Annotated in this window: 19 protein-coding genes; 3 read left to right on the forward strand and 16 right to left on the reverse strand. The window is 71.8% G+C overall.

Features of this window, described 5'->3' with window-relative positions:
* Nucleotides 1–129: 129 nt before the first annotated feature.
* The 6 genes from IEW07_RS11120 to IEW07_RS11145 form a co-directional block, all read right to left on the reverse strand.
* Nucleotides 130–1,263, reverse strand: coding sequence for a calcium/sodium antiporter (locus IEW07_RS11120; RefSeq protein WP_188537213.1), 1,134 nt, complete (start codon nucleotides 1,261–1,263; stop codon nucleotides 130–132).
* A 187-nt stretch (nucleotides 1,264–1,450) separates the two neighbouring features.
* Nucleotides 1,451–1,855, reverse strand: coding sequence for a cytochrome c oxidase subunit 4 (locus IEW07_RS11125; protein ID WP_188537215.1), 405 nt, complete (start codon nucleotides 1,853–1,855; stop codon nucleotides 1,451–1,453).
* 2 nt (nucleotides 1,856–1,857) lie between these two features.
* A complete protein-coding gene (gene ctaD, locus IEW07_RS11130; RefSeq protein WP_188537217.1) occupies nucleotides 1,858–3,570 on the reverse strand; it encodes an aa3-type cytochrome oxidase subunit I in 1,713 nt (570 codons plus the stop codon).
* A 9-nt stretch (nucleotides 3,571–3,579) separates the two neighbouring features.
* Nucleotides 3,580–4,461, reverse strand: coding sequence for an aa3-type cytochrome oxidase subunit II (gene ctaC, locus IEW07_RS11135; RefSeq protein ID WP_229741784.1), 882 nt, complete (start codon nucleotides 4,459–4,461; stop codon nucleotides 3,580–3,582).
* Between the two features lie 250 nt (nucleotides 4,462–4,711).
* Nucleotides 4,712–5,083 (reverse strand): HesB/IscA family protein, encoded by a 372-nt coding sequence (locus IEW07_RS11140; protein ID WP_188537221.1) that lies wholly within the window; start codon nucleotides 5,081–5,083, stop codon nucleotides 4,712–4,714.
* Nucleotides 5,084–5,229: 146 nt separating this feature from the next.
* The gene (locus IEW07_RS11145) at nucleotides 5,230–6,651 is read right to left on the reverse strand and encodes a dipeptidase (RefSeq protein ID WP_188537223.1); all 1,422 of its coding nucleotides are present in this window, start codon (nucleotides 6,649–6,651) and stop codon (nucleotides 5,230–5,232) included.
* A 70-nt stretch (nucleotides 6,652–6,721) separates the two neighbouring features.
* Between IEW07_RS11145 and IEW07_RS11150 the strand changes: the two genes are divergently transcribed.
* Nucleotides 6,722–7,339, forward strand: a complete 618-nt coding sequence (locus IEW07_RS11150) for a DUF3043 domain-containing protein (protein WP_188537225.1) — start codon at nucleotides 6,722–6,724, stop codon at nucleotides 7,337–7,339.
* 60 nt (nucleotides 7,340–7,399) lie between these two features.
* Here IEW07_RS11150 and IEW07_RS11155 read toward each other — a convergent pair whose 3' ends face one another.
* The gene (locus IEW07_RS11155; RefSeq protein ID WP_188537227.1) at nucleotides 7,400–8,485 is read right to left on the reverse strand and encodes a quinone-dependent dihydroorotate dehydrogenase; all 1,086 of its coding nucleotides are present in this window, start codon (nucleotides 8,483–8,485) and stop codon (nucleotides 7,400–7,402) included.
* 79 nt (nucleotides 8,486–8,564) lie between these two features.
* On the opposite strand from IEW07_RS11155, the gene IEW07_RS11160 reads away from it, so the two are divergent.
* Together IEW07_RS11160 and IEW07_RS11165 are read left to right on the forward strand one after the other, a co-directional pair.
* Nucleotides 8,565–9,698: an alpha/beta hydrolase gene (locus IEW07_RS11160; protein ID WP_188537229.1), complete on the forward strand. Its 1,134-nt coding sequence runs from the start codon at nucleotides 8,565–8,567 to the stop codon at nucleotides 9,696–9,698.
* On the forward strand, nucleotides 9,695–12,109 hold the full coding sequence (locus IEW07_RS11165) for an ATP-binding cassette domain-containing protein (protein WP_188537231.1): 2,415 nt from the start codon (nucleotides 9,695–9,697) through the stop codon (nucleotides 12,107–12,109). The genes IEW07_RS11160 and IEW07_RS11165 overlap by 4 nt, the downstream gene beginning before the upstream one ends.
* A 71-nt stretch (nucleotides 12,110–12,180) precedes the next feature.
* Here IEW07_RS11165 and IEW07_RS11170 read toward each other — a convergent pair whose 3' ends face one another.
* The 9 genes from IEW07_RS11170 to IEW07_RS11210 form a co-directional block, all read right to left on the reverse strand.
* Complete coding sequence (locus tag IEW07_RS11170) at nucleotides 12,181–12,465, reverse strand: hypothetical protein (protein ID WP_188537233.1); 285 nt, start codon at nucleotides 12,463–12,465, stop codon at nucleotides 12,181–12,183.
* Between the two features lie 445 nt (nucleotides 12,466–12,910).
* Nucleotides 12,911–13,699, reverse strand: a complete 789-nt coding sequence (locus IEW07_RS11175) for an isoprenyl transferase (protein WP_188537235.1) — start codon at nucleotides 13,697–13,699, stop codon at nucleotides 12,911–12,913.
* Nucleotides 13,700–13,701: 2 nt separating this feature from the next.
* A complete protein-coding gene (gene recO / locus IEW07_RS11180; RefSeq protein ID WP_188537237.1) occupies nucleotides 13,702–14,454 on the reverse strand; it encodes a DNA repair protein RecO in 753 nt (250 codons plus the stop codon).
* 178 nt (nucleotides 14,455–14,632) lie between these two features.
* Entirely contained in the window at nucleotides 14,633–16,378 is a 1,746-nt protein-coding gene (gene leuA, locus IEW07_RS11185; protein ID WP_188537239.1) for a 2-isopropylmalate synthase, read from the reverse strand.
* A gap of 178 nt (nucleotides 16,379–16,556) precedes the next feature.
* Nucleotides 16,557–18,131, reverse strand: coding sequence for an LCP family protein (locus tag IEW07_RS11190; protein WP_188537241.1), 1,575 nt, complete (start codon nucleotides 18,129–18,131; stop codon nucleotides 16,557–16,559).
* A 94-nt stretch (nucleotides 18,132–18,225) separates the two neighbouring features.
* Nucleotides 18,226–19,290, reverse strand: coding sequence for a GTPase Era (locus IEW07_RS11195; RefSeq protein ID WP_188537243.1), 1,065 nt, complete (start codon nucleotides 19,288–19,290; stop codon nucleotides 18,226–18,228).
* Nucleotides 19,283–20,611: a hemolysin family protein gene (locus IEW07_RS11200; RefSeq protein WP_188537245.1), complete on the reverse strand. Its 1,329-nt coding sequence runs from the start codon at nucleotides 20,609–20,611 to the stop codon at nucleotides 19,283–19,285. Before IEW07_RS11200 ends, IEW07_RS11195 begins: the two co-directional genes overlap by 8 nt.
* Before the next feature lie 9 nt (nucleotides 20,612–20,620).
* Nucleotides 20,621–21,127, reverse strand: a complete 507-nt coding sequence (gene ybeY, locus IEW07_RS11205; RefSeq protein ID WP_188537247.1) for an rRNA maturation RNase YbeY — start codon at nucleotides 21,125–21,127, stop codon at nucleotides 20,621–20,623.
* Complete coding sequence (locus IEW07_RS11210; protein WP_188537248.1) at nucleotides 21,127–22,215, reverse strand: PhoH family protein; 1,089 nt, start codon at nucleotides 22,213–22,215, stop codon at nucleotides 21,127–21,129. The genes ybeY and IEW07_RS11210 overlap by 1 nt, the downstream gene beginning before the upstream one ends.
* Between the last annotated feature and the right edge of the window lie 336 nt (nucleotides 22,216–22,551).

Here is a 22,551-nt window from a genome sequence, read left to right on the forward strand (position 1 = left end):
GGGGGCGGTGCCCGGGCGCCGAAGGCGGAACGTCACTGGTCGGATCATGTCGAACAACCGCCTCACCAGGCGACACGCCTCACCGGACATTGTCCCGCAGGTGCCGTCGGCGTGCCAGGCCCGGTCCGCCTACGGAGGGTTCGCGGACCGCGCTGTGCCGGACCGGCCCGCCCGCACCCTGACCTCCCGGGCGGTGAAAAGGAGCAGCGTGGCCGCGGTCACCGGCAGGACGAACCACACCAGGACCGCCGTGAGCCCGTCCAGGGCGTCGTGCTCGGCGGCGGCCAGGACGACGTAGCCGGTGTAGGCCAGATACAGGACCATGAAGAGCCCGCCCTCCCATCGGGCCACGGCCGAGTCCGTGAACGCGGCGGCCAGCAGCGCCACCGCGGTGGCCACCATCACCGGGAGGTCGTAGGTCGTCGCGGCCGGTGGCACCGGGACACCGCCCGTGAACAGCAGCGCGGGAACGCTGATCACCACGCCGATGTTGAGGATGCAGCTGCCGACCACCACGCCCACCGCCAGGTCCCGCTCGCCGTGGAGGACCGAGACGATCGACGCCGCCAGCTCGGGGAGGGTCGTCCCGACAGCCACGACGGTCAGCCCCACCACGAGGCTACTGACGCCCAGGTTCGTGGCGACGCTGACGGCTCCGTCGACGACCGACGCGGCGCCCGCCACCAGCAGCCCGACACCGCCCAGCACGAGGACCAGCGACGTCCCGGTCGAGGTCGGACGAGTCCGCACCTCCCTCTCCTCCGGACCGCCCTGGCCGGTGAGACCCGGTCCGGGAGCCGGGGCACCCTGACCGCGCCGGCTGAGAAGCACGGTCAGCACCGTGTGCACGAGCACCGCGCAGAACAGCACCGCTCCGTCCAGGGCGCTGATCCGGCCGTCGAGCGATACGAGCAGCAGGCCTGCCGACAGCGCCACCATCACCGGCAGGTCGAAGCGCATGAGCTGCCGCGTGACCGCCAGAGGGGTCACAAGAGCGCAGACGCCGACGATGAACAGCACGTTGAGGACGTTCGCGCCCACCACGTTGCCGAGGGACAGGGCGGACTCGCCGTCCAGGGCGGCGCCGAGGGCGATCGCCAGCTCCGGTGACGAGGTGGCGGCCGCGACCACGGTCAGGCCGACGACCAGCGGCGAGATCCCGACGCGCACGGCCAGGACCGCGGCGCCCCGGACCAGCACCTCGCCCCCCAGGATGAGCAGCACCATACCCACGACGACCCGGCCCACGTCGAGAGGGTCCATGGGCACCAGTCTACGGACGCCCGGCCCGCCGGACGGAGAAGCAGGGTCCACCCGGGCGGGAGCCGGACCCCCGCCCCCGCCCGGCGGCGGGAACCGCAGGGCTCCTCGCGGAGGCCCGGGAACGGGACAGGCCCCGGACACCATGGGTGTCCGGGGCCTGTCCGGGAACGGCGGTCAGCCGGTCCGATCAGTGGGCGTGGTCGCCTCGGGAGTACTCAAAGATGAGCCCCACGAGGCCGATCACCACGACGGGCAGACCCAGCATGAGGATCCACCAGTCGATGGCCAGCGCCAGGACGGCCAGCGTGCAGCCGATGCCCAGCAGCAGGGGCCACCAGCTCCACGGGGAGAAGTGGCCGTACTCGCCCGCGGACTCGACGATCTCGCCGTCGAGCTTGTCCTCCGGCAGGACACCACCGGTGTTCCGGTCCACGAGCCACAGGTACACGGCCAGCATCAGGGCCATCAGGCCCACAGCGAGCAGCGCGGGGAAGCCGGCCAGGTCCGTGAAGTCGGACAGGAAGCCGTAGACCGCACCGGTCAGGAGGGCGAAGACGCCGATCAGGATGAACAGTTTGATAGCGAGTTTCATGCTCAGCCCTTCCGCGTCGCCATGGCGGCGTCGTCGACCGGGGACTGCTGCGGGGACTCCGCGGCCAGCTCCGGGTGGTGGAGGTCCAGCGCCGGGCGCTCGGACCGGATCCGCGGCAGCGAGGTAAAGTTGTGCCGCGGGGGCGGGCAGGACGTGGCCCACTCCAGGGAACCGCCGAAGCCCCAGGGGTCGTCGACCTCGACCTTCTTGCCGTTGCGCCAGGTGGTGTAGACGTTCCAGAACCACGGGATCATGGACACGCCCAGCAGCATCGAACCGACGGTGGAGACCTGGTTCATCCAGGTGAACCCGTCCTCGGGCATGTAGTCGGCGTAGCGGCGGGGCATGCCGTCCACGCCCAGCCAGTGCTGGATCAGGAAGGTCATGTGGAAGCCCAGGAACAGCAGCCAGAAGTGGATCTTGCCGATCCGCTCGTTGAGCATCTTGCCGGTGAACTTCGGCCACCAGAAGTAGAACCCGGCGAACATCCCGAAGACCACGGTGCCGAAGATCACGTAGTGGAAGTGGGCGACCACGAAGTAGGTGTCCGAGACGTGGAAGTCCAGCGGCGGGGTCGCCAGGATCACCCCGGTCAGACCGCCGAACAGGAACGTGAACATGAAGCCCAGCACCCACAGCATCGGCGTCTCGAAGGTGATCGAGCCCTGCCACATCGTGCCGATCCAGTTGAAGAACTTCACACCGGTGGGCACCGCGATCATCATCGTCATGAACGCGAAGAAGCTCAGCATCACCGCCCCGGTGACGTACATGTGGTGGGCCCACACGGTCACCGACAGCGCCGCGATGGCGATGGTCGCGAACACGAGACCCTTGTACCCGAACAGCGGCTTGCGGGAGAAGACCGGGATGATCTCCGAGACGATGCCGAAGAACGGCAGCGCGAGCACGTAGACCTCGGGGTGGCCGAAGAACCAGAACAGGTGCTGCCACAGGATCGCCCCGCCGTTGGCGGGGTCGAAGATGTGCCCGCCCAGGGTGCGGTCCATGCCCAGGGCGAAGAGCGCAGCCGCCAGCGGCGGGAAGACCATCACCACGAGCAGCGAGGTGATCAGCGTGTTCCAGGTGAACAGGCCCATCCGCCACACGGTCATGCCCGGGGCGCGCATGCAGATGATCGTGGTGATGAAGTTGACCCCGCCCATGATCGTGCCGAAGCCCTGCAGGGCCAGCCCGAAGACCCACAGGTCACCGCCCACACCGGGTGAGAACGAGGAGTTGGACAGCGGGGTGTAGGCGAACCAGCCGAAGGACGCCGCGCCCTGCGGGGTGATGAACCCCGCCAGGGCCACCAGGGAGCCGAAGAGGAAGAACCAGAACGCCAGGGCGTTCAGCCGCGGGAACGCCACGTCCGGGGCGCCGATCTGCAGCGGCACGATGACGTTGGCGAAGCCCACGAACAGCGGGGTGCCGAACATCAGCAGCATCAGGGTGCCGTGCATGGTGAACAGCTGGTTGTACTGCTCCTTGGTCTCCAGGATCTGCATCCCCGGAGCCCACAGCTCCGCGCGGATCAGCAGCGCCATGACGCCGGCGATGCAGAAGAAGGCGAAGGAGGAGATCAGGTACATGTACCCGATCGTCTTGTGGTCCGTGGACGTGATCCAGTTGACGAGGATCCGTCCCTTGGACCGGGGCACCACGCGTGGAGCGACAGTGGCTGCCTCGTCGCGTGAATACTCGAGTGTAGACACCGGTACTCCTTAGTTGTTCTCAGGGTCTTCTTGCTGCCGGACCCCACCCGGGGAGGAGTCGCGGTTGTACTCCTCGCCGAGCTGGCCCGTCTGGCCCGCGTCGCGCAGGGCCTGCATCTGTGCGTCGTACTCGGCCTGGCTGACGACTGCGACGTTGAAGAGCATCTCGGAGTGGTACTCACCGCAGAGCTCCGCGCACTTGCCGTAGAACTCGCCCTCGCGCCCCGTGGTGAAGCTGAGGTAGTTCGTCCGGCCCGGGTACAGGTCCATCTTCTCCAGGAAGGCAGGCACCCAGAAGGAGTGCTGGACGTCGCGCGAGTTGAGCACCAGCTCGACCTCGCTGTCGACGGGCAGGTACAGGGTCGGCACCCGCTCGGGGGCGCCCTCCTGGCCGTCCAGGTGGGCCTGGGACCCGTTCTCCCAGACGTCCTCGTCCAGGTAGTTGAAGTCCCAGGACCACTGCTTGCCGTAGACCTGGACGGTGACGTCCGGGTCGTCGTGCCGGTCCGTGATCTCGGACTGGGTGCGCTCCGTGAAGAAGAACAGGGACACGATCATGGCGATCGGCACGACGGTGTAGAACACCTCGAGCGGCGCGTGGTACGCGATCTGCCGGGGGTAGCCGGTCTCGTACTTGCGGCGGCGGTAGGCGATCATGCACCAGAGCATGAGGCCCCAGGTGACCAGGCCCACGCCCAGTGCCGCGATCCAGGACCCGACCCAGAGGTCGAGGATCATGTCAGCGTTGTCAGTGGTGCCCGGCTCGGTGGGCATCCACCCGAGCTTCGCCTCTTCCGAGCATCCCGTCAGCGCTGTGGCTGCCAGGACTGCTACCGCGGACACCTTTGCCACGCGGCTCCGGCGGCTGTCGGTTCGTGTATGCGAACTCACAGACGGCCCTTCCTCTTCTTGTCGTGCTCTCGTCTGCGCGCCGAAGGCCCCGGATCCCAGAGCCTGGACACAGTCTTGTGGTTGTTTCCCTTCGAGCTTACCCCCAGTCGCTGACATCTGGTGACACTGTGTCAGCTTCGGCGGGGCGTCCCCCGAGGCCCCGCCGCGGGGCCGGCGGGACCCCTCCGGAACGCGCCGAGGCCCGCTGCCCCGAGGGGCAGCGGGCCTCGGCGGAGGACGCGGGGACGGCTCAGTGGAAGGAGTCGCCGCACGCGCAGGAGCCCTGCGCATTGGGGTTGTCGATGGAGAACCCCTGCTTGGAGATGGTGTCCTCGAAGTCGATGGTGGAGCCTGCGAGGTAGGGCACGCTCATCTTGTCCACGATCACCTCGACGCCGTCGAAGTTCCGCACGGCGTCGCCGTCCAGGATCCGCTCGTCGAAGTAGAGCTGGTAGATCAGGCCGGAGCAGCCGCCCGGCTGCACGGCCACGCGGAGGCGGAGGTCCGTGCGGCCCTCCTGCTCGAGCAGGGCGCGCACCTTCTGGGACGCGACCTCGGTCAGGGCGACGCCGTGGGTGGGGAGGCCGTCCACTGCGGCGCCGTTGTCGGTCGTGACGCTCATGATGCTCACTTTCTGTGGAGGGGTGCCGCGCGGGGTCGAGACCGGCGGCGGGACTACCGTGGGGCACAACGACGCGGCCGCCCGGTTCATTCCCGCCCCGTGCCCCGCGTCGTCCGGCCGTCTCGTCCGGCCGTGTCGCCCGCCCGTCACTCCCGTCGGGACGCGTCGAGGGCCAGCAGCATCAGCGTCTCCGCGACCACCGCCCGCTCGAACTCGGCCAGGTGCAGGGACTCGTCGGCGCTGTGGGCGCGGGTGTCCGGGTCCTCCACGCCGGTGATCAGGATCTGCGCGTCGGGGTAGACCTCGGTGAGGTCGGCGGTGAACGGAATGGACCCGCCGATGCCGGTCTCGACGGCGGGCCGGCCCCACGCCTCCCCCAGCGCCCACTGGGCGATCCGCGCGGCGTCGGAGCCCATGTCGGTGCGGAAGGACTGGCCGGTCTCCTCCAGGTCGAAGCGCACCCTGGCGCCGAGGGGCGCGTGGGCCTCGACGTGCCGGCGGAGCGCCTCGGCGGCCTCCCCCGGGTCCTGGCCCGGGGCCACGCGCAGGCTGAGCTTGGCCCGGGCGGAGGGCGCGATGGTGTTGGCGGCGACGTCCACGGCGGTGACGTCCATCCCGGTCACGGACAGCGCCGGCTGCGTCCACAGCCGCGACGCGAGGGAGCCGCGCCCGGCCAGCCGCACGCCGTCCAGGACCGCGGCGTCGGCCCGGAACCGCTCCTCGTCGTAGACCAGGCAGGTGCTGTCCTCGGCGTGCAGCCCCTCGACCGCGACGGCGCCGTCGTCGTCGTGGAAGGTGGCGATCAGGCGGGCCAGCAGCGTGGGGGCGTCGAGGACGGGGCCCCCGTACATCCCCGAGTGCACGGCGTGGTCGAGGACGGAGACCTCCACCACGGCGCCGACCATGCCGCGCAGGCTCGTGGTGAGCGCGGGCACGCCGACCTCCCAGTTGGCGGAGTCCGCGATGACGATGACGTCCGCGGCGAGGCGGTCCCGGTAGGCCTCGAGGAAGTCGCGGAAGGACGGCGAGCCGGCCTCCTCCTCCCCCTCGACGAAGACGGTGACCCCCAGGCCGAAGTCGTCCCCGAGCTGGGCGACCGCGGCGCGCAGGGCCCCCACGTGGGCCATGATCCCGGCCTTGTCGTCGGCGGCGCCCCGCCCGTAGAGCCGGCCGTCCCGCTCCTCGGCGACGAACGGGTCGGAGGACCACAGCTCCCGCCGGCCCGGGGGCTGGACGTCGTGGTGGGCGTAGAGCAGGACGGTGGGCCGGCCCGGGGCGGCCGGCCGCCGGGCGACGACGGCGGGGTGGCCCGGCGCGTCCCCGAGCGGCACGCGCAGCACCTCGACCTCGTCGAGGCCCGCTCCGGCCAGGAGCGCGGCGACGGCCTCCGCGCTGCGCTCGAGCTGCTGCGCGTCGAAGGAGTCCCACGCGATGCCGGGGATCGCCACGAGCTCGGTGAGCTCCCGGACGGTGCGCGGCATGCCGGCGCGGACGGCGTCGCGGACGGCCTCGACGAGGACGGGGGCGAGAGGGCTGCGGGGGGCTGCGGGGGCGTGCGGCTGGTCCATGGACCACACCCTAGTCCGCCCGGTCCGCGCCGCCGCGGGGAAGGCCGGGCCGGTCGGCTATCCTTGACGGGTGTTTGGACGCAAGAAGGACGCAGACCGCTCGGGCTCCACGTCGGTGACCGCCGAGCCCCCCGCCCCGGAGACGGGAGCGCCCGGGGCGCCCCGCGCCCGGCAGACGCCGGCGAAGGGCCGGCCCACCCCCAGCCGCAAGGAGCAGGAGGCCGCCCGGCGCCGCCCCCTGGTCCCCGAGGACCGCAAGGCCGCCAAGGCCCAGTCCCGGGAGGCCTCCCGGGAGCAGCGCCTGCGCGCCCAGGCCGGCATGGCGGCCGGCGACGAGCGCTTCCTCGGGCCGCGGGACAGGGGCCCCCAGCGCCGGTTCGCCCGCGACTGGGTGGACTCCCGCTACAGCGTCGGCGAGTACCTCATGATCGTGGCGCTGCTCGCGATCGCCGTGCTCCTGTTCCCCAACCAGAACGTGGCCCTCTACGGCGTGTACGTGATCTGGGCGCTCATGATCGTGGCGGTCCTCGACGCCTTCCTGATGTCCGGGCGCATGAAGAAGGCCGTCCAGGCGAAGTACGGCACCGTGGAGCCGGGCGTGCGCTGGTACGCGGCGATGCGCTCCTTCACCCTGCGCCGCCTGCGCCTGCCGAAGCCGCAGGTCAAGCGCGGCCAGCGTCCGTCCTGACCCGACTGCCCCGCCCAGTCCTCCGCCCCCGTGCCGTCCCGGCACGGGGGCGGAGCCGTCTCAGCGGCCGCGCCGGGCGGCCTCGACCAGTCCCTGGTTGATCCGCCGCGCCCAGAACGGGCCCTCGTAGAGGAACGCCGTGTAGCCCTGGACGAGCGTCGCGCCGGCGTCGAGCCGCTCCTGCACGTCCTCGGCCGTGGTCACCCCGCCCACGGAGACGAGGACCAGCCGGTCCCCCACGCGCTCGCGCAGCAGCCGGAGCACCTCCACCGAGCGCCGCCGAAGCGGCGCCCCGGAGAGCCCCCCGGCGCCGCACGCCTCGATCTCGGCCCGGGCCGAGACCAGGCCGAGGCCCTCCCGGGCGATGGTCGTGTTCGTGGCGACGATCCCGTCCAGGCCGAGGTCCAGGGCGAGGTCGGCGACCGCCAGGACGTCCTCGTCGGAGAGGTCCGGGGCGATCTTCACGAGCAGCGGCACGTGCCGGTCGGCGGCCTCGTCCGCGGCCCGGCCGACGGCGGCCAGCAGCGGCCGCAGGCTCTCGATCTCCTGGAGCTGGCGCAGCCCGGGGGTGTTGGGCGAGGAGACGTTGACCACCAGGTAGTCCGCCAGCGGCGCGAGCGTGCGGGCGCTCTGCAGGTAGTCGTCCACCGCGTCCTCGAGGGGGACGACCTTTGTCTTGCCGATGTTCACGCCGATCACGGGGCGGGCGCGGTCGCCGCGGGCGGCCTCGAGCTCCCGGCGGGCCGCGGCCAGGCGCGGGGCCACGACCTCGGCACCCTCGTTGTTGAAGCCCATCCGGTTCACGACCGCGCGGTCGCGCACGAGGCGGAAGAGCCGCGGCCGGGGGTTGCCCGGCTGCGCCTGCGCGGTCACGGTGCCGATCTCCACGTGGCCGAAGCCGAGGTCGGCCAGCGCGCCGATGCCCTCCGCGCCCTTGTCGAAGCCCGCGGCGAGCCCGAACGGGGACGGGAAGCGCAGCCCCAGGGCCCGGACCTCCTGCCCGGGGTCGGGACGGGTGTACACGCGCAGGGCCGCGCCGAGGGGGCTCGCGTGCACGGCCCGGATGCCGAGGAAGCCGGCCCGGTGGGCCCGCTCCGGGTCCATCCGGGTGAAGACGGCCTTGAAGAACGTAGGGTAGAAGCGCATGGGCCCAGTCTCCCACAGGGCTCCTGCCCGGCCCCGCGCGGACGGGCCGCCACGAACGAGCAGCACGCGAGGTGAGAGCATGAGCACTCCCCCGGACCCCTGGGTCCCGGACGTGCTCGGGCCGGGCTTCGAGGCGCGCACCGTGGACCTCGGCACCGGCTCGGAGCCCCACTCGACCGCGACCGTGGTCCGGCACCGGCCGGGCGGCGACTCCTTCCACCGCCCGCCGCGCGACGCCGTGCTGTACCTGCACGGGTGGTCCGACTACTTCTTCAACGCCGAGCTGGCCCGCAGCGTCGCCGCCGCGGGCTGGGCCTTCTACGCCCTGGACCTGCACGGCTACGGGCGCAACCTCACCGACGCGGTGCTCGCCGAGGAGGCGGCCCGCCCCGGGCACACGACCGACCTCGCCGACTACGACGACGACGTCGCCGCGGCGCTGCGGATCATGACGGAGGACGGCGCCCCCGGTCCGGGCGGGCGGCTCGTGCTCATGGGCCACTCCACCGGCGGGCTCACGGCGGCGCTGTGGGCCGCCCGCCACCCGGGGCGCCTCGCCGGCCTGGCCCTCGTCGCCCCCTGGATCGGCTGCCACGGCACCGACGCCCTGGGCACCGCGCTGCGGCCGGTGGTCGCCAGGGCGTCCGGGGTGGCCCCGGACCGGGCCCTGCGCGTGCGCCCGCGGGGCCACTACTGGCGGGTGCTCAGCGACCGGGCCGAGGGCGAGTGGACGATCGACCCGCGGTGGCGGCCCGAGCGCAGCTTCGACATCACCCCGGGCTGGCTCAACGCTGTCCTTCAGGCTCAGCATGAGGTTTCGGGCGGCCTCAACATTCAATCTCCAGTGCTGGTTCAGGTCTCGGCGCGGTCCTGCATCCGCCCGTGGTGGTCGGAGCAGATGCGCTCGGCGGACTCCGTCCTCGACGTCCGCCAGATCCGCCGGCACGCGGACGACCTGGGCCACGACGTCACCGTGCGCTCCTACGAGGGCGCGGTGCACGACGTCCACCTGTCACGGCGTCCCGTGCGGCGCAGCGCCCAGGAGGACCTGGTGTCCTGGCTGGAGGACCTCTCCGCCCCCTGGACCGGGTCCTCGGGCGCCACCGCCCGGCGACCGGGAACCCGTCGCCTGCCCGGAGCCGGGCAGGTCGAGCCGAACGACGCCGCCGCAGGCCGCGACGGCGACCCCGCCCCACCGATGGAGACACGATGAGCACGACCGCGAGAACAGGCACGCCGTCGCCCGCCCGGCACGCCGCCGACAGCCACGACCTGATCCGCGTGCAGGGAGCACGGGAGAACAACCTCAAGGGCATCGACGTCGAGATCCCGAAGCGCCAGCTGACGGTGTTCACCGGGGTCTCCGGCTCGGGCAAGAGCTCGCTGGTGTTCGGCACCATCGCCGCGGAGTCCCAGCGGCTGATCAACGAGACCTACAGCGCCTTCGTGCAGGGCTTCATGCCGACGCTGGCCCGCCCCGACGTCGACGTCCTCGACGGGCTGACCACGGCGATCATCGTCGACCAGGAGCGGATGGACGCCAACCCCCGCTCCACGGTCGGCACCGCCACCGACGCCAACGCGCTGCTGCGCATCCTCTTCAGCAGGCTCGGCCGGCCCCACGTCGGCTCCCCCAACGCGTTCTCCTTCAACGTCCCGTCGGTCCGGGCCAGCGGCGCGATCACCGTCGAGCGCGGCGCCGGCCGGACGACGACCGAGAAGGCGGAGTTCAACCGCCTCGGCGGCATGTGCCCGCGCTGCGAGGGCATGGGCTCGGTCACCGACGTCGACCTGTCGGCCCTGTACGACGACGCCCTGTCCCTCAACGAGGGCGCGCTCACGGTTCCCGGCTACAGCATGGACGGCTGGTACGGCCGGATCTTCCGCGGGAGCGGCTTCTTCGACCCGGACAAGCCGATCCGGGAGTACACGAAGAAGGAGCTGCACGACCTGCTCCACAAGGCTCCGACGAAGATCAAGGTCGACGGGATCAACCTGACGTACGAGGGTCTGATCCCCCGGATCCGGAAGTCGATGCTGTCCAAGGAGGTCGACGCGCTGCAGCCGCACATCCGGGCCTTCGTGGAGCGGGCCGTGACGTTCGCGACCTGCCCGGAGTGCGGCGGCACCCGGCTGAGCGCGGCGGCCCGCTCGTCGAGGATCGCGGGGAAGAGCATCGCCGACGCCTGCGCGATGCAGATCACCGACCTGGCCGACTGGGTCGGGGGGCTCGACGAACCATCGGTGGCCCCGCTGCTCGCCGGGCTGCGGCACCTGCTTGCCTCGTTCACCGAGATCGGGCTGGGCTATCTCTCGCTCGACCGGCCCACGGGCACCCTGTCCGGAGGAGAGGCGCAGCGCACCCGGATGATCCGCCACCTCGGCTCGTCGCTCACCGACGTCACCTACGTCTTCGACGAGCCCACCATCGGCCTGCACCCCCACGACATCACGCGGATGAACGGCCTGCTGCTGCAGCTCCGCGACAAGGGCAACACCGTGCTCGTCGTGGAGCACAAGCCGGAGACGATCGTGATCGGGGACCACGTCGTCGACCTCGGTCCCGGGGCCGGCGGCGACGGCGGGGAGGTGGTCTACGAGGGCTCCGTCGAGGGGCTGCGCGCCAGCGGCACGCTCACCGGCCGGCACCTCGACGACCGCGCGGCCCTCAGGACGACGGTGCGGCGGGCCACCGGCGCGCTCGAGATCCGCGGCGCCGGCACGCACAACCTGCGCGACGTCGACGTCGACATCCCGCTCGGCGTGATGACCGTGGTCACCGGGGTGGCGGGCTCGGGCAAGAGCTCGCTGATCCACAGCTCGGTCGCCGGCCGGGACGGCGTGGTGGTGATCGACCAGGCCGCGATCCGCGGGTCCCGGCGGAGCAACCCGGCGACCTACACCGGACTGCTGGACCCGGTCCGCAAGGCCTTCGCCAAGGCCAACGGCGTGAAGCCCGGCCTCTTCAGCTCCAACTCCGAGGGCGCCTGCCCGGTCTGCAACGGCGCCGGCGTCATCTACACCGACCTGGGCGTCATGGCCACCGTCGAGTCCACCTGCGAGGAGTGCGAGGGGAGGCGGTTCCAGGCCTCGGTGCTGGAGTACACGCTGGGCGGCCGGAACATCGCCGAGGTGCTCGCGATGTCCGTGGCCGAGGCGGAGGAGTTCTTCCGCGCCGGCGAGGCGCGCACGCCGGCCGCCCACAGGATCCTCGACCGGCTCGCCGACGTCGGGCTCGGCTACCTCAGCCTCGGCCAGCCGCTGACCACGCTGTCCGGCGGCGAGCGGCAGCGGCTCAAGCTGGCCGCCCAGCTGGCCGCGAAGGGCGACGTCTACGTCCTGGACGAGCCGACGGCCGGCCTGCACCTCGCCGACGTGGAGCAGCTGCTGGGGCTGCTGGACCGGCTCGTCGACTCCGGGAGGTCGGTCGTCGTCATCGAGCATCACCAGGCGGTCATGGCGCACGCCGACTGGATCGTCGACCTGGGCCCCGGCGCCGGCCGCGACGGCGGGCGGGTCGTCTTCGAGGGGACGCCCGCCGACCTGGTCGCGGCCCGCTCGACCCTCACCGGGGAGCACTTGGCGGCATACATCAGGACTGCGGGGGTCAGCCGGCAGACATAGATCCCGGGAGCACAGAAGATCCCCGCCAACATGTGAACATCGGCGGGGTCCTTCACGGCGCGCCCGGGGCGTCAGCAGTTGTTGGGCGCACCCTTGCTCTTGGGCGGGTTGTACGTGCAGGTGTCTTCGAGGTCCTGCTGCTCCTCAGGAGACTTGTTTTTCGTGTTGCCCTGGGTCTCCTCGGTGGTGGTGGTCCCCACCCCTGCCTGGTTGTTGCCCGGACCATCGAACGTCTCACAGGTGACTGTGCCCTGATCCCTGTCACAGTTGTCGGGCAACGGAGCCGCGAAGACGCTGGTGGCCGAGGCTCCCAGGAGAAGTCCGGACAGCGCGACGGTGCTCAGAATTTTGCGCATGACATAACCCTTCATGGAATACGGGTAATTGCAATCCAGCAATAGTGGTCCACCAGCCGATGAACCATTCCGCACCGACACCCAACCCCAGCTCGGGTTCCCCCCAATAGGCTGTCGGCCCGTACGGATGTCCCCAGGCTATGAACCTCTTCCCATATGCGACAAGTCACAACAACTGCGTGAAGACGATCTTCCAGTTCGGTACATCACGAATGCCGAATACACGTCCAGTTGCTTCTGCTCATGATTGAGCCCTCACGGAAATGTTCATTCAGAAATCAATGGTCAACATGATTGGCAATCGCACTGTCCCCCATAAGGCGGCTTGCCACAATTGCTTTGAGAAATCGGCCGTGATCGACTCGTCACCATATGACATCGGTGCCGAGCGGCCGCTCAGGCGCCGGCAACTACCATGCTGAACCGGCACGGTGACCGGGTGGAGCTAGGCCCCGGGGCGGGCCACCTGGTCGACCGCTCCCCCGTACCGCCGGTCGCGCCGGGCGTAGACCTCCACGGCGTCCCAGAGAGTGCGCCGGTCCACGTCCGGCCACAGGACGTCGAGGAACACGAGTTCAGCGTAGGCGGACTGCCAGAGCATGAAGTTGGAGATCCGCTGCTCCCCGGACGAGCGGAGAAACAGGTCCACGTCCGGCAGGTCCGGCTCGTCGAGGTAGCGCTGGACGGTGTCCTCGGTGATCTTCTTCGGGTCGAGCACGCCGGCGCAGGCGTCGGCGGCCATGGCCGCGGCGGCGTCCGCTATCTCGGCGCGCCCGCCGTAGTTCACGCACATGGTGAGCGTCACGGCGTCGTTGCCGGCGGTCTGCCGCTCCGCCTCCTCGAGGCGGTGGATGACGGAGCGCCACAGGCGGGGCCTCCGCCCGGCCCAGCGGATCCGGATCCCCCACTCCTGGAAGGTCGGCAGCTGCCGCTCCATGACGTCGGCCGTGTAGTTCATGAGGAACGTGACCTCGTCGAGGGAGCGCTTCCAGTTCTCGGTGGAGAAGGCGTAGGCGCTGACGTAGGGGATGCCCATCTCGATGGCCCCCGCCATGACCTCGATGAGGGCGGCCTCCCCCGCTTTGTGGCCCTCGTTGCGGGGCAGGCCCCGCTGGTTGGCCCAGCGGCCGTTGCCGTCCATCACCACGGCGACGTGCCGGGGCACGAACCGGGGTGGGATCGCCGGGGCGACGGCGCCGCTGGGGTGCGGGGGCGGGGCGGCAAAGCCGGGCATGGTCAGCTCCGTTCCACGAGGTTCAGGGACCGGACGGCCCTCTCCAGGTGCCACTGTACGTAGCTCGCGACGAGGCCGGCGGCCGCCCGCCCCGTGCGCGGGTCCGCGGCGTCGATCCGCTCCCAGTCGCCGGTGAGCAGCGCGGAGAGGTGCTCGACGGTCGCGGGGTCCGGTGCGGCGGAGCCGGGCGGGCGGCACGCGGAGCAGACGGCGCCGCCGAGGGGGGCGGAGAACGCCTCGTGCGGTCCCGGGGCGCCGCAGCGAGCGCAGTCGGTGAAGCTCGGCGCCCAGCCGGCCGTGGACACGGCGCGCAGGAGGTAGGAGTCGAGGACGGCGCCGGGCTCGTGCAGGCCGCGCGCCAGCGCGGAGAGCGCCCCGACGAGCAGGCGGTACTGCTGGGCGGCGGACTCGTGGTCGTTCTCGGTGAACTTCTCGGCGGCCTCGGCCATGGCGGCGGCCGCGGTGTACTTGGCGTAGTCGGCGGCGATCACGGAGCCGTAGCCGCGGCGGCCCAGGGCCTGGGACACGATCTCGAGGTTGCGCCCGGTCACGAGCTGCAGGTCCGCCACGTTGAAGGGCTCGAGCCGCGAGCCGAAGCGGGACGTGGTGCGCCGCACGCCCTTGGCCACCGCCCGGACCTGGCCGTGGTCGCGGGTCAGCAGCACGACGATGCGGTCCGCCTCGCCGAGCTTGTAGGTGCGCAGCACCACCGCCTCGTCCCGGTAGCTGCGCGAAGCGAACGTCGTCCTGGCCATCAGGCCATTCTCCCACGCCCGGCGGACACCGGGACGCCCCCCACGTGACGGTGCGTGGCAGCGACCGGCAGCTCGTGGTGGGAGGCCGGGACGGCCGACGGCGGGCCGCCACCTCGTCCGAGGTGGCGGCCCGCCGTCGGCGTGCAGGGCTGCGAGGTGCGGGGTCGCGGGGTGCGGGTCAGTCCTGGGCGTCGCGCACGGCGCGGTTCACCGCGGAGACGACCGCCTTCAGGGACGCGCGGGTGGTGTTGGCGTCGATCCCGATGCCCCAGAGGACCCGGTCGCCCACGGCCGCCTCGACGTAGCTGGCCGCCTGCGCGTCGCCGCCGGCAGACATCGCGTGCTCGCTGTAGTCGAGCACCCGCACGTCGACGCCCTCGGCCGCGAAGATCGCGAGCAGGGCCTCGATGGGCCCGTTGCCCTGGGCGGAGCGGTGGTGCTGGACGCCGTCGACGTCGAGGCCGATCTCCAGGGTCGTCTCCCCGCCCTCCTCGGAGGTCGTGGTGAGGTTCGTGATGCGGTAGCGGCCCCAGCGGTCGGGGCCGCCGTCCTGCGTGGTGGGCAGGTACTCGTCCGCGAACACGGTCCACAGCGCGCCGCCGGAGATCTCCCCGCCGGTGGTGTCGGTGTGGGCCTGCACCACGCGGGAGAACTCGATCTGCGCGCGGCGCGGCAGGTCCAGGCCGTGCTCGTTCTTCAGCAGGTAGGCCACGCCGCCCTTGCCGGACTGCGAGTTCACGCGGATCACGGCCTCGTAGGTGCGGCCCAGGTCCTTCGGGTCGATCGGCAGGTAGGGCACGGCCCAGACCAGCTCGTCCACGGTCCTGCCCTGCTCGGCGGCGTCGCACTCCATCCGCTCGAAGCCCTTCTTGATGGCGTCCTGGTGGGAGCCGGAGAAGGCGGTGAACACCAGGTCGCCGCCGTAGGGCGAGCGCTCGGGGACGGGCAGCTGGTTGCAGTACTCCACGGTGCGGCGGATGTCGTCGATGTCGGAGAAGTCGATCTGCGGGTCCACGCCCTGGGTCAGCATGTTCAGGCCCAGCGTCACCAGGTCGACGTTGCCGGTGCGCTCGCCGTTGCCGAACAGGCAGCCCTCGATGCGGTCCGCGCCGGCCAGGTACCCGAGCTCCGCGGCGGCCACGCCGGTGCCGCGGTCGTTGTGCGGGTGCAGGGACACGACGGTCGCCTCGCGGTTGTAGAGGTTGCGGCACATCCACTCGATGGAGTCGGCGTACACGTTCGGGGTGGCCATCTCCACGGTCGCGGGCAGGTTCAGGATCATCTCCCGGTCCCCGCCGATCTCGAACGTCTCGGCCACGGCGTTGGAGATCCGCGCGGCGAACTCGAGCTCCGTGCCCGTGTAGGACTCCGGGGAGTACTCGTAGGTGACGGCGGTGTTCTTCAGCTGCTCCTCGTACTTCATGCACAGCCGCGCCCCGGTGAGGGCGATGTCGACGATGCCGTCCATGTCCTGGTCGAAGACCACGCGGCGCTGCAGGGTCGAGGTGGCGTTGTAGAGGTGGACGATCGCCCTGTCCGCGCCGTCGATGGCCTCGTACGTGCGCTCGATGAGGTGCTCGCGGGACTGGGTGAGGACCTGGATCGACACGTCGTCGGGGATCCGGTCCTCCTCGATGAGCCGGCGCACGAAGTCGAAGTCGGTCTGCGAGGCGGAGGGGAAGCCGACCTCGATCTCCTTGTAGCCCATCCGGACCAGCAGCTCGAACATCTTGAGCTTGCGGTCCGAGTTCATGGGGTCGATCAGCGCCTGGTTGCCGTCCCGCAGGTCCACGGCGCACCAGCGAGGCGCCTCGGTGATGACCTTGTCGGGCCAGGTGCGGTCCGACATGTCGAAGGGGAACTGCTGCTGGTACGGCACGTACTTGTGGATCGGCATGCCGGAGGGCTTCTGGAAGGTGCGCATGGGGTGGGCCTGTTCTGCTCGAGAATTCTGCGGGTGGCCGGGCATCAGGAACTCCGCAACGGGAGGCCGGCCATCCGGTGACGAGTCAGGCCCCGTTGCGGCACATAAGGAGGAGGAGGGTCCCTGTCCGCATGGGTCCAACGTATCACGCGGGCCCTTGCCCTCCCCGGGGGCCGGCTCACCACTCGGCGTAGGCCTGCTGGCACGTGAACTGCTCCGCCGTCTGCCCGTGCAGCTCCTCGGGGAGCACCGCGGCGACGTCGAGGCGCTCCCCGTCCCGGAAGTCCCCGCCGACGGACACGACCACGCCGTGGTCCTCCGCGCTCGGCACGACCTGCGCGGAGGGGACGCCCAGCCGGCCCGCGACCTGCGCGGCGGCGTCGTACCAGCCGACGCCGAAGAAGACCTGCGTGCCGGGCAGCTCGGGGCTCTCCGGGCCCGCCTCGGTGAGCGTGTACCCGGCGTCCCGGAGCAGGGCCGCGACCTCCCGGTCGCGGCCCTCCGACCCGGAGGCGTCGACGACCACGAGCGGCACCCCGGCCGGGTCCACCGTCCCGCCGGCGGGCTCCGTCCCGGTGTCCGGGTCGGTCGCGGCGGCCGGGTCCTGGGCCTCGGACGACTCGGGGGCGGCGTCCTCCGCCGCGGTGTCCGTCGATCTCGGACCGCCGGTTGCGCCGCCGGTGTCCAGCGCGGCGCCGTCGTCCGCCTCCCCCGTGGGCCAGGTGAGGGACCGGTCCTCGCGCAGGGCCGCGAAGAGCGCCTCGGAGGCCTCCTCCTGCAGCTGGAGCCGGTTCGGGTCGGCCTCGTACGGCTCGGTGGGGGCCGTCACGAACGCGATCCCGGAGAGGTCGACGCCGCGGACGGCGCCCGCCAGGCCCACCATGGTCGGTACCGATCCGAGGTCCTCGTCGACGTGCAGGTTCCGGGACGCGACCTCCGCGATCCCGTAGAGCGCGGGCAGATCGCCGAGCGTGCCCTCGGCCGTGATCTTGCGGGCGAGGGAGGCGAGGAAGGACTGCTGGGAGCGGATCCGGCTCTCGTCGCCGCCGTCGCCGAACGCGGCGCGGCTGCGCAGGAAGGCCAGGGCCTGCTCGCCCTCGACGGAGGACGTCCCGGCGGGCAGCACCAGCCCCGACTTGGGGTCGTCGACGGCCTCGTTGACGCAGACCTCCACGCCGCCGACCGCCGAGGAGAGCTCCTTGACGGCGTTGAAGTCCGCGAGCATGAAGTGGTCGATCTGCAGCCCGGTCATCCGGTTGATGGTGGCGACGGTGCAGCCGGGCCCGCCGTTCTCGACCGCGGAGTTGAGCATGGCGTCCCGCTCGGCGGGGTGCCGGCGGTCCGTGGCGGGGTCGGTGCACCGGGGCACGTCCGCGACGAGGTCCCGGGGGAAGGAGACGACCGTGACGGCCCCGCGGTCCTCCGCGACGTGGACGAGCATCATGACGTCGGTCAGGCCGGCCCCGGAGCTGTCCTCGTCGTCGCCGTACTGGTCGTTGCCCTCCCCCTCGCGGGTGTCGGTGCCCATGACGAGGATGTCCAGCGGCCCGTCCTCGACGGCCCCCGCCCCGTCGCCGAGGTCCAGGGGGGACGTGTCGAGGTTGGACTGGAGCCGCCACGCGGCCGTGGTGCCCACGGCGAGCACCGCGGCCAGCGCCAGGACGAGGGCGAGCACGGCGGCCCGCCTGCGTGTCCACCGGGGGCGGCCTCGGGTGCTCCAGGGCGCGTCGGTGGGTGTGGCGGGCACGTGCATCGTCTCCTGGGCCGGTCCCGGGCGGGAGCGGCGTGCTGGGGCTGTCGGGGGGCTGGGGGGATGGGGCGGCTGGGGGGGCTCGGCGGGGTCCGGCTCAGAAGCCGAGCCGCGAGAGCTGCTTGGGGTCGCGCTGCCACTCCTTGGCGACCTTCACGTGCAGGTCGAGGTAGACCTTGGTGCCGAGCAGGGCCTCGATGGCGGTCCGGGACCTGGTGCCGATCTCGCGGAGCCTGGCGCCGCCCTTGCCGATGATGATGGCCTTCTGCGACTGCCGTTCGACGTAGACGTTGACGCGCACGTCGAGCAGCGGCCGGTCCGCGGGGCGGCCCTCGCGGGGCACCATCTCCTCGACGACGACGGCCAGCGAGTGCGGCAGCTCGTCCCGCACGCCCTCGAGCGCCGCCTCGCGGACGAGCTCGGCGACCATCGTCATCTCCGGCTCGTCGGTGAGCTCCCCGTCGGGGTACAGCGGCGGGGACTCGGGCATCCGCTCGACGAGCAGCCTCGCGAGGGCCTCGACCTGGAACCCGTCCACGGCGGAGACCGGGATGACGTCGGCCCAGCCCGGCTCCCCGGTCTCGGGGCGGGGGGAGTGCGCGGCCGCGCGGTGGCGGGGCTTGCGGGCGGCCTTCTCGGCGCGCTCGGCCCGCGCCGCCCGCTCCTCGGCCATCACGGAGCGGCCGAGCTCGGTGACGGCGAGCAGCTGCTCGGTCAGCTCGGCCCGGGAGACGGTGTCGGTCTTCGTGACGATCGCGACGACCGGCTTGTTCCCGGACGCGGCGAGCTGCTGGGCGATGAAGCGGTCGCCCGGGCCGATCTTCTCGTTGGCGGGCACGCAGAAGCCGATGACGTCCACCTCGGCGAGGGTGTCGGCCACGAGGTCGTTGAGCCGTTGCCCGAGGAGCGTCCGGGGGCGGTGCAGCCCCGGGGTGTCGACGAGCACGAGCTGGCCCTCCGGGCGGTGGACGATGCCGCGGATGGTGTGGCGGGTGGTCTGGGGCCGGTTGGAGGTGATGGCCACCTTCTGCCCGACCAGGGCGTTGGTGAGCGTGGACTTGCCGGCGTTGGGCCGGCCCACGAGCACGGCGAAGCCGGCGCGGAACGGGGTGCCGGGGCTCTCGGCCCCGTCGGCGGGGGCGGTGCGGTCGGTCTCAGACATGGTGGTGGGTCTCCTCCTCGGAGTCCAGGGCGGCGGCGTCCACGGCGGTGGACCCGGGAGAGACCCAGTCGGGGTCCCGGTGGACCTCGAGCTGTCCCACCCGGTTGCGCCGACCCTCGAGGGTCACGGCTTCGAGGACGATGCCCTCGACGGTGGCGCAGGAGCCCACGATGGGGACCCGGCCGATGCTCTTGGCCAGCAGGCCGCCGGCGGTGTCCACCTCGTCGTCCTCGAGGTCCACGCCGAACAGGTCGCCGAGGTCCTCGACGCCCAGCCGGGCGGAGACGCGGTAGCGGCCCTCGCCGAGCTCGGCGACCTCGGGCTTCTCGCGGTCGTACTCGTCGACGATCTCGCCGAGCAGCTCCTCGATGAGGTCCTCGAGGGTCACCAGGCCCGCGGTGCCGCCGTACTCGTCGACGACGACGGCCACGTGGATGGACTCGAGCTGCATCTCGCGCAGCAGCTCGTTGACCTTCTTCGACTCGGGCACGTAGCGCACGTCCCGGGCCAGCTGCGACAGCCCGTCCAGGCGCAGGCCGGGGCCCTCGCGGTGGACCCGCTCGGCGACGTCCTTCTGGTACAGGATCCCCAGGACGTCGTCGGAGCTCAAGCCGATGACGGGGATGCGGGAGTAACCGGAGCGGAAGAACAGGTTGAGGGCGTTGTCCACCGTGTCGTCGTCGTCGATGGTCACCATGTCGGTGCGCGGGACCATGACGGCGCGGACGGTGGTGTCGTTGAGGTCGAAGATGGAGTGCAACAGCTCGGCCTCGTCGCCCTCGATGAGCTCCTGGTCGGAGGAGCGGTCGACGAACTCGAGCAGCTCCTCCTCGGTGAGGAAGCCCGGGGTGGTGCGCCCGGGGTCCCGCGACACGGAGGAGCCCAGGCGCACGAGCAGCCCGGGCACGGGGCCCAGCACGGTGCGCAGCACGCGCACGAGACCGGCGGTGTGGCGCACGGTGCCCGCGGCGTTGCCGCGGCCCACCTGGCGGGGCGAGACGCCCGTGAGGACGAAGCCGACCGCGGCCATCACCACCGTGGCCACCAGGCCCGCCAGCCACACGTCCTCGAGGCCGTCGAACAGCGCGAGCGCCACGGCCACGGCGGAGGCCGTCTCGAACCAGACCCGCCAGAAGCGCAGGGCCTGGAGGTGGGCGGTGGGGGTGGCGAGGACCTTGGCAGCGGACGAGCGGGGGGCCTCGCGGGTGATGGCCTCGGCATCGGCGCGCGCGAGGTAGGTGAGGCCGGTCTCGGCGGCGCTGAGCACGAACGCCGTGCAGAGGAAGAGGATGGCCGCGACGACCAGGATGGCGGTGGTCATGGACCTGCCCTACTCCATCGTCTCGACCGGGGCGGGCCGGCCGAGGAAGTCGGTGAGCAGGTCCCGCTGCAGGGCGAACATGACCTGCCGCTCCTCCGGCTCCACGTGGTCGTGGCCCAGCAGGTGGAGGATGCCGTGGGTGGTGAGCAGGCACAGCTCGTCGGCGACCGGGTGCCCGGCGGCCTCGGCCTGGCGGCGGGCCACCGGCGGGCACAGCACGATGTCCCCGAGCGTGCCCTCGGCGGGCGCGTCGGGCGTCCCGGGGCGCAGCTCGTCCATGGGGAAGGAGAGGACGTCGGTGGGGCCGGGCAGGTCCATCCACTCCACGTGCAGGCGCGTCATCTCCTCCTCGTCGACCACGGCGATCGACAGCTCCGCGTCGGGGTGGACGTGCAGCCTCCCGAGGACGAACGCGGCGAGCCGCCCGAGCAGCTCGACGTCGACCGCCTCCCAGGCCTCGCGGTCCGCGGGCGGGACCTCGTCCGGGCCGAGCTGGACGTCGAACTCGACGGCCATCAGGCCTCCTCCCCGCCCTCGGCGGCGGGCGCGCCGTCGGCGGCCTCGCGCCCGGTGCGGGCGGTCTCCTTGCGCCGGCGGCGCTCGTTGCGGTGCCGGTTGGTCGTGTCGAAGGCGTCGTAGGCGCTGACGATCCGGCTCACGAGCTCGTGGCGGACGACGTCCTCGGCGGTCATCTCGGTGAAGGACACGTCCTCCACACCGTGCAGGACGTGCTGGACCTGGCGCAGGCCGGAGGAGGTGCCCCCAGGGAGGTCGACCTGGGTGACGTCGCCGGTGATCACCATCTTCGAGCCGAAGCCCAGCCGCGTGAGGAACATCTTCATCTGCTCGGGGGTGGTGTTCTGCGCCTCGTCGAGGATGATGAACGCGTCGTTGAGGGTGCGCCCGCGCATGTAGGCGAGCGGGGCGACCTCGATGGTGCCGGCCTCCATGAGCCGCGGGATGGAGTCGGGGTCCATCATGTCGTGCAGGGCGTCGTAGAGGGGCCGCAGGTAGGGGTCGATCTTCTCGCTGAGCGTGCCGGGCAGGAAGCCGAGCCGCTCCCCCGCCTCGACGGCCGGGCGGGTGAGGATGATCCGGGTGACCTCCTTGGCCTGCAGCGCCTGGACGGCCTTGGCCATGGCCAGGTAGGTCTTGCCCGTGCCGGCGGGCCCGATGCCGAAGACCACCGTGTGGGCGTCGATCGCGTCGACGTACTCCTTCTGGTGGACGGTCTTGGGCCGGATCTTGCGGCCGCGGCTCGAGAGGATGTTCTGCGTGAGGGCGCCGCTGGGCCGGGCGGAGAGGTCCCGTCCGATGATCTCCAGCAGCTGGGCGATGACCTGCGGCGTGATCGAGGTCTCCCGCCCCGCGAGCACCTTCAGCTCCTCGAAGAGCGTCGCCACGATCTGCACGGGCCCGGACGGCCCCTCGATGCCCAGCTCGAGGCCGCGGGGACTGGTGGCGAGGCCCGGGAAGGCGGTCTCGACCTGACGCAGGGTGTCGTCGCCGGAGCCCAGGCAGCGGACCATCGTCTCGCGGTCGGGAAAGGTGATGACGGCTCGCGCCGTCAGGGGGTGCGTGGTGCCGGGCAACGTCTCAGTCATGGGTGCGGCCGGGGCGGCCGTTTCCTCGCTCTCTCGGTGGTGGTCGATGTGGCGGTCGGCGTGGCGGTCGGCGTGGCGACCGGGACGACGACCGGGGTGGTGGTCCGGCTCGGGGATCGTGGTCCCTCCAGGGTACCGCGCGGTGCGCGGGCCGGAGCGCGGGGGCCCCACATTCCGATTCGGTATCGGTCCCTCCGCCCACCCCCTTCTGGTTGGGTACGCCCGGAACGGCTGTGCTGTGATGGTCGGGTCCTCCGGCCGGAGGACCGGCGCGGGCCTCCGGGTGCCCGTGCCGCGGTCCCCCGACCCGCCGCGCCGACCACCCCCTGGCGCCGG

The sequence above is a fragment of the Kocuria dechangensis genome, assembly GCF_014636775.1.
GTDB lineage: Bacteria > Actinomycetota > Actinomycetes > Actinomycetales > Micrococcaceae > Kocuria > Kocuria dechangensis.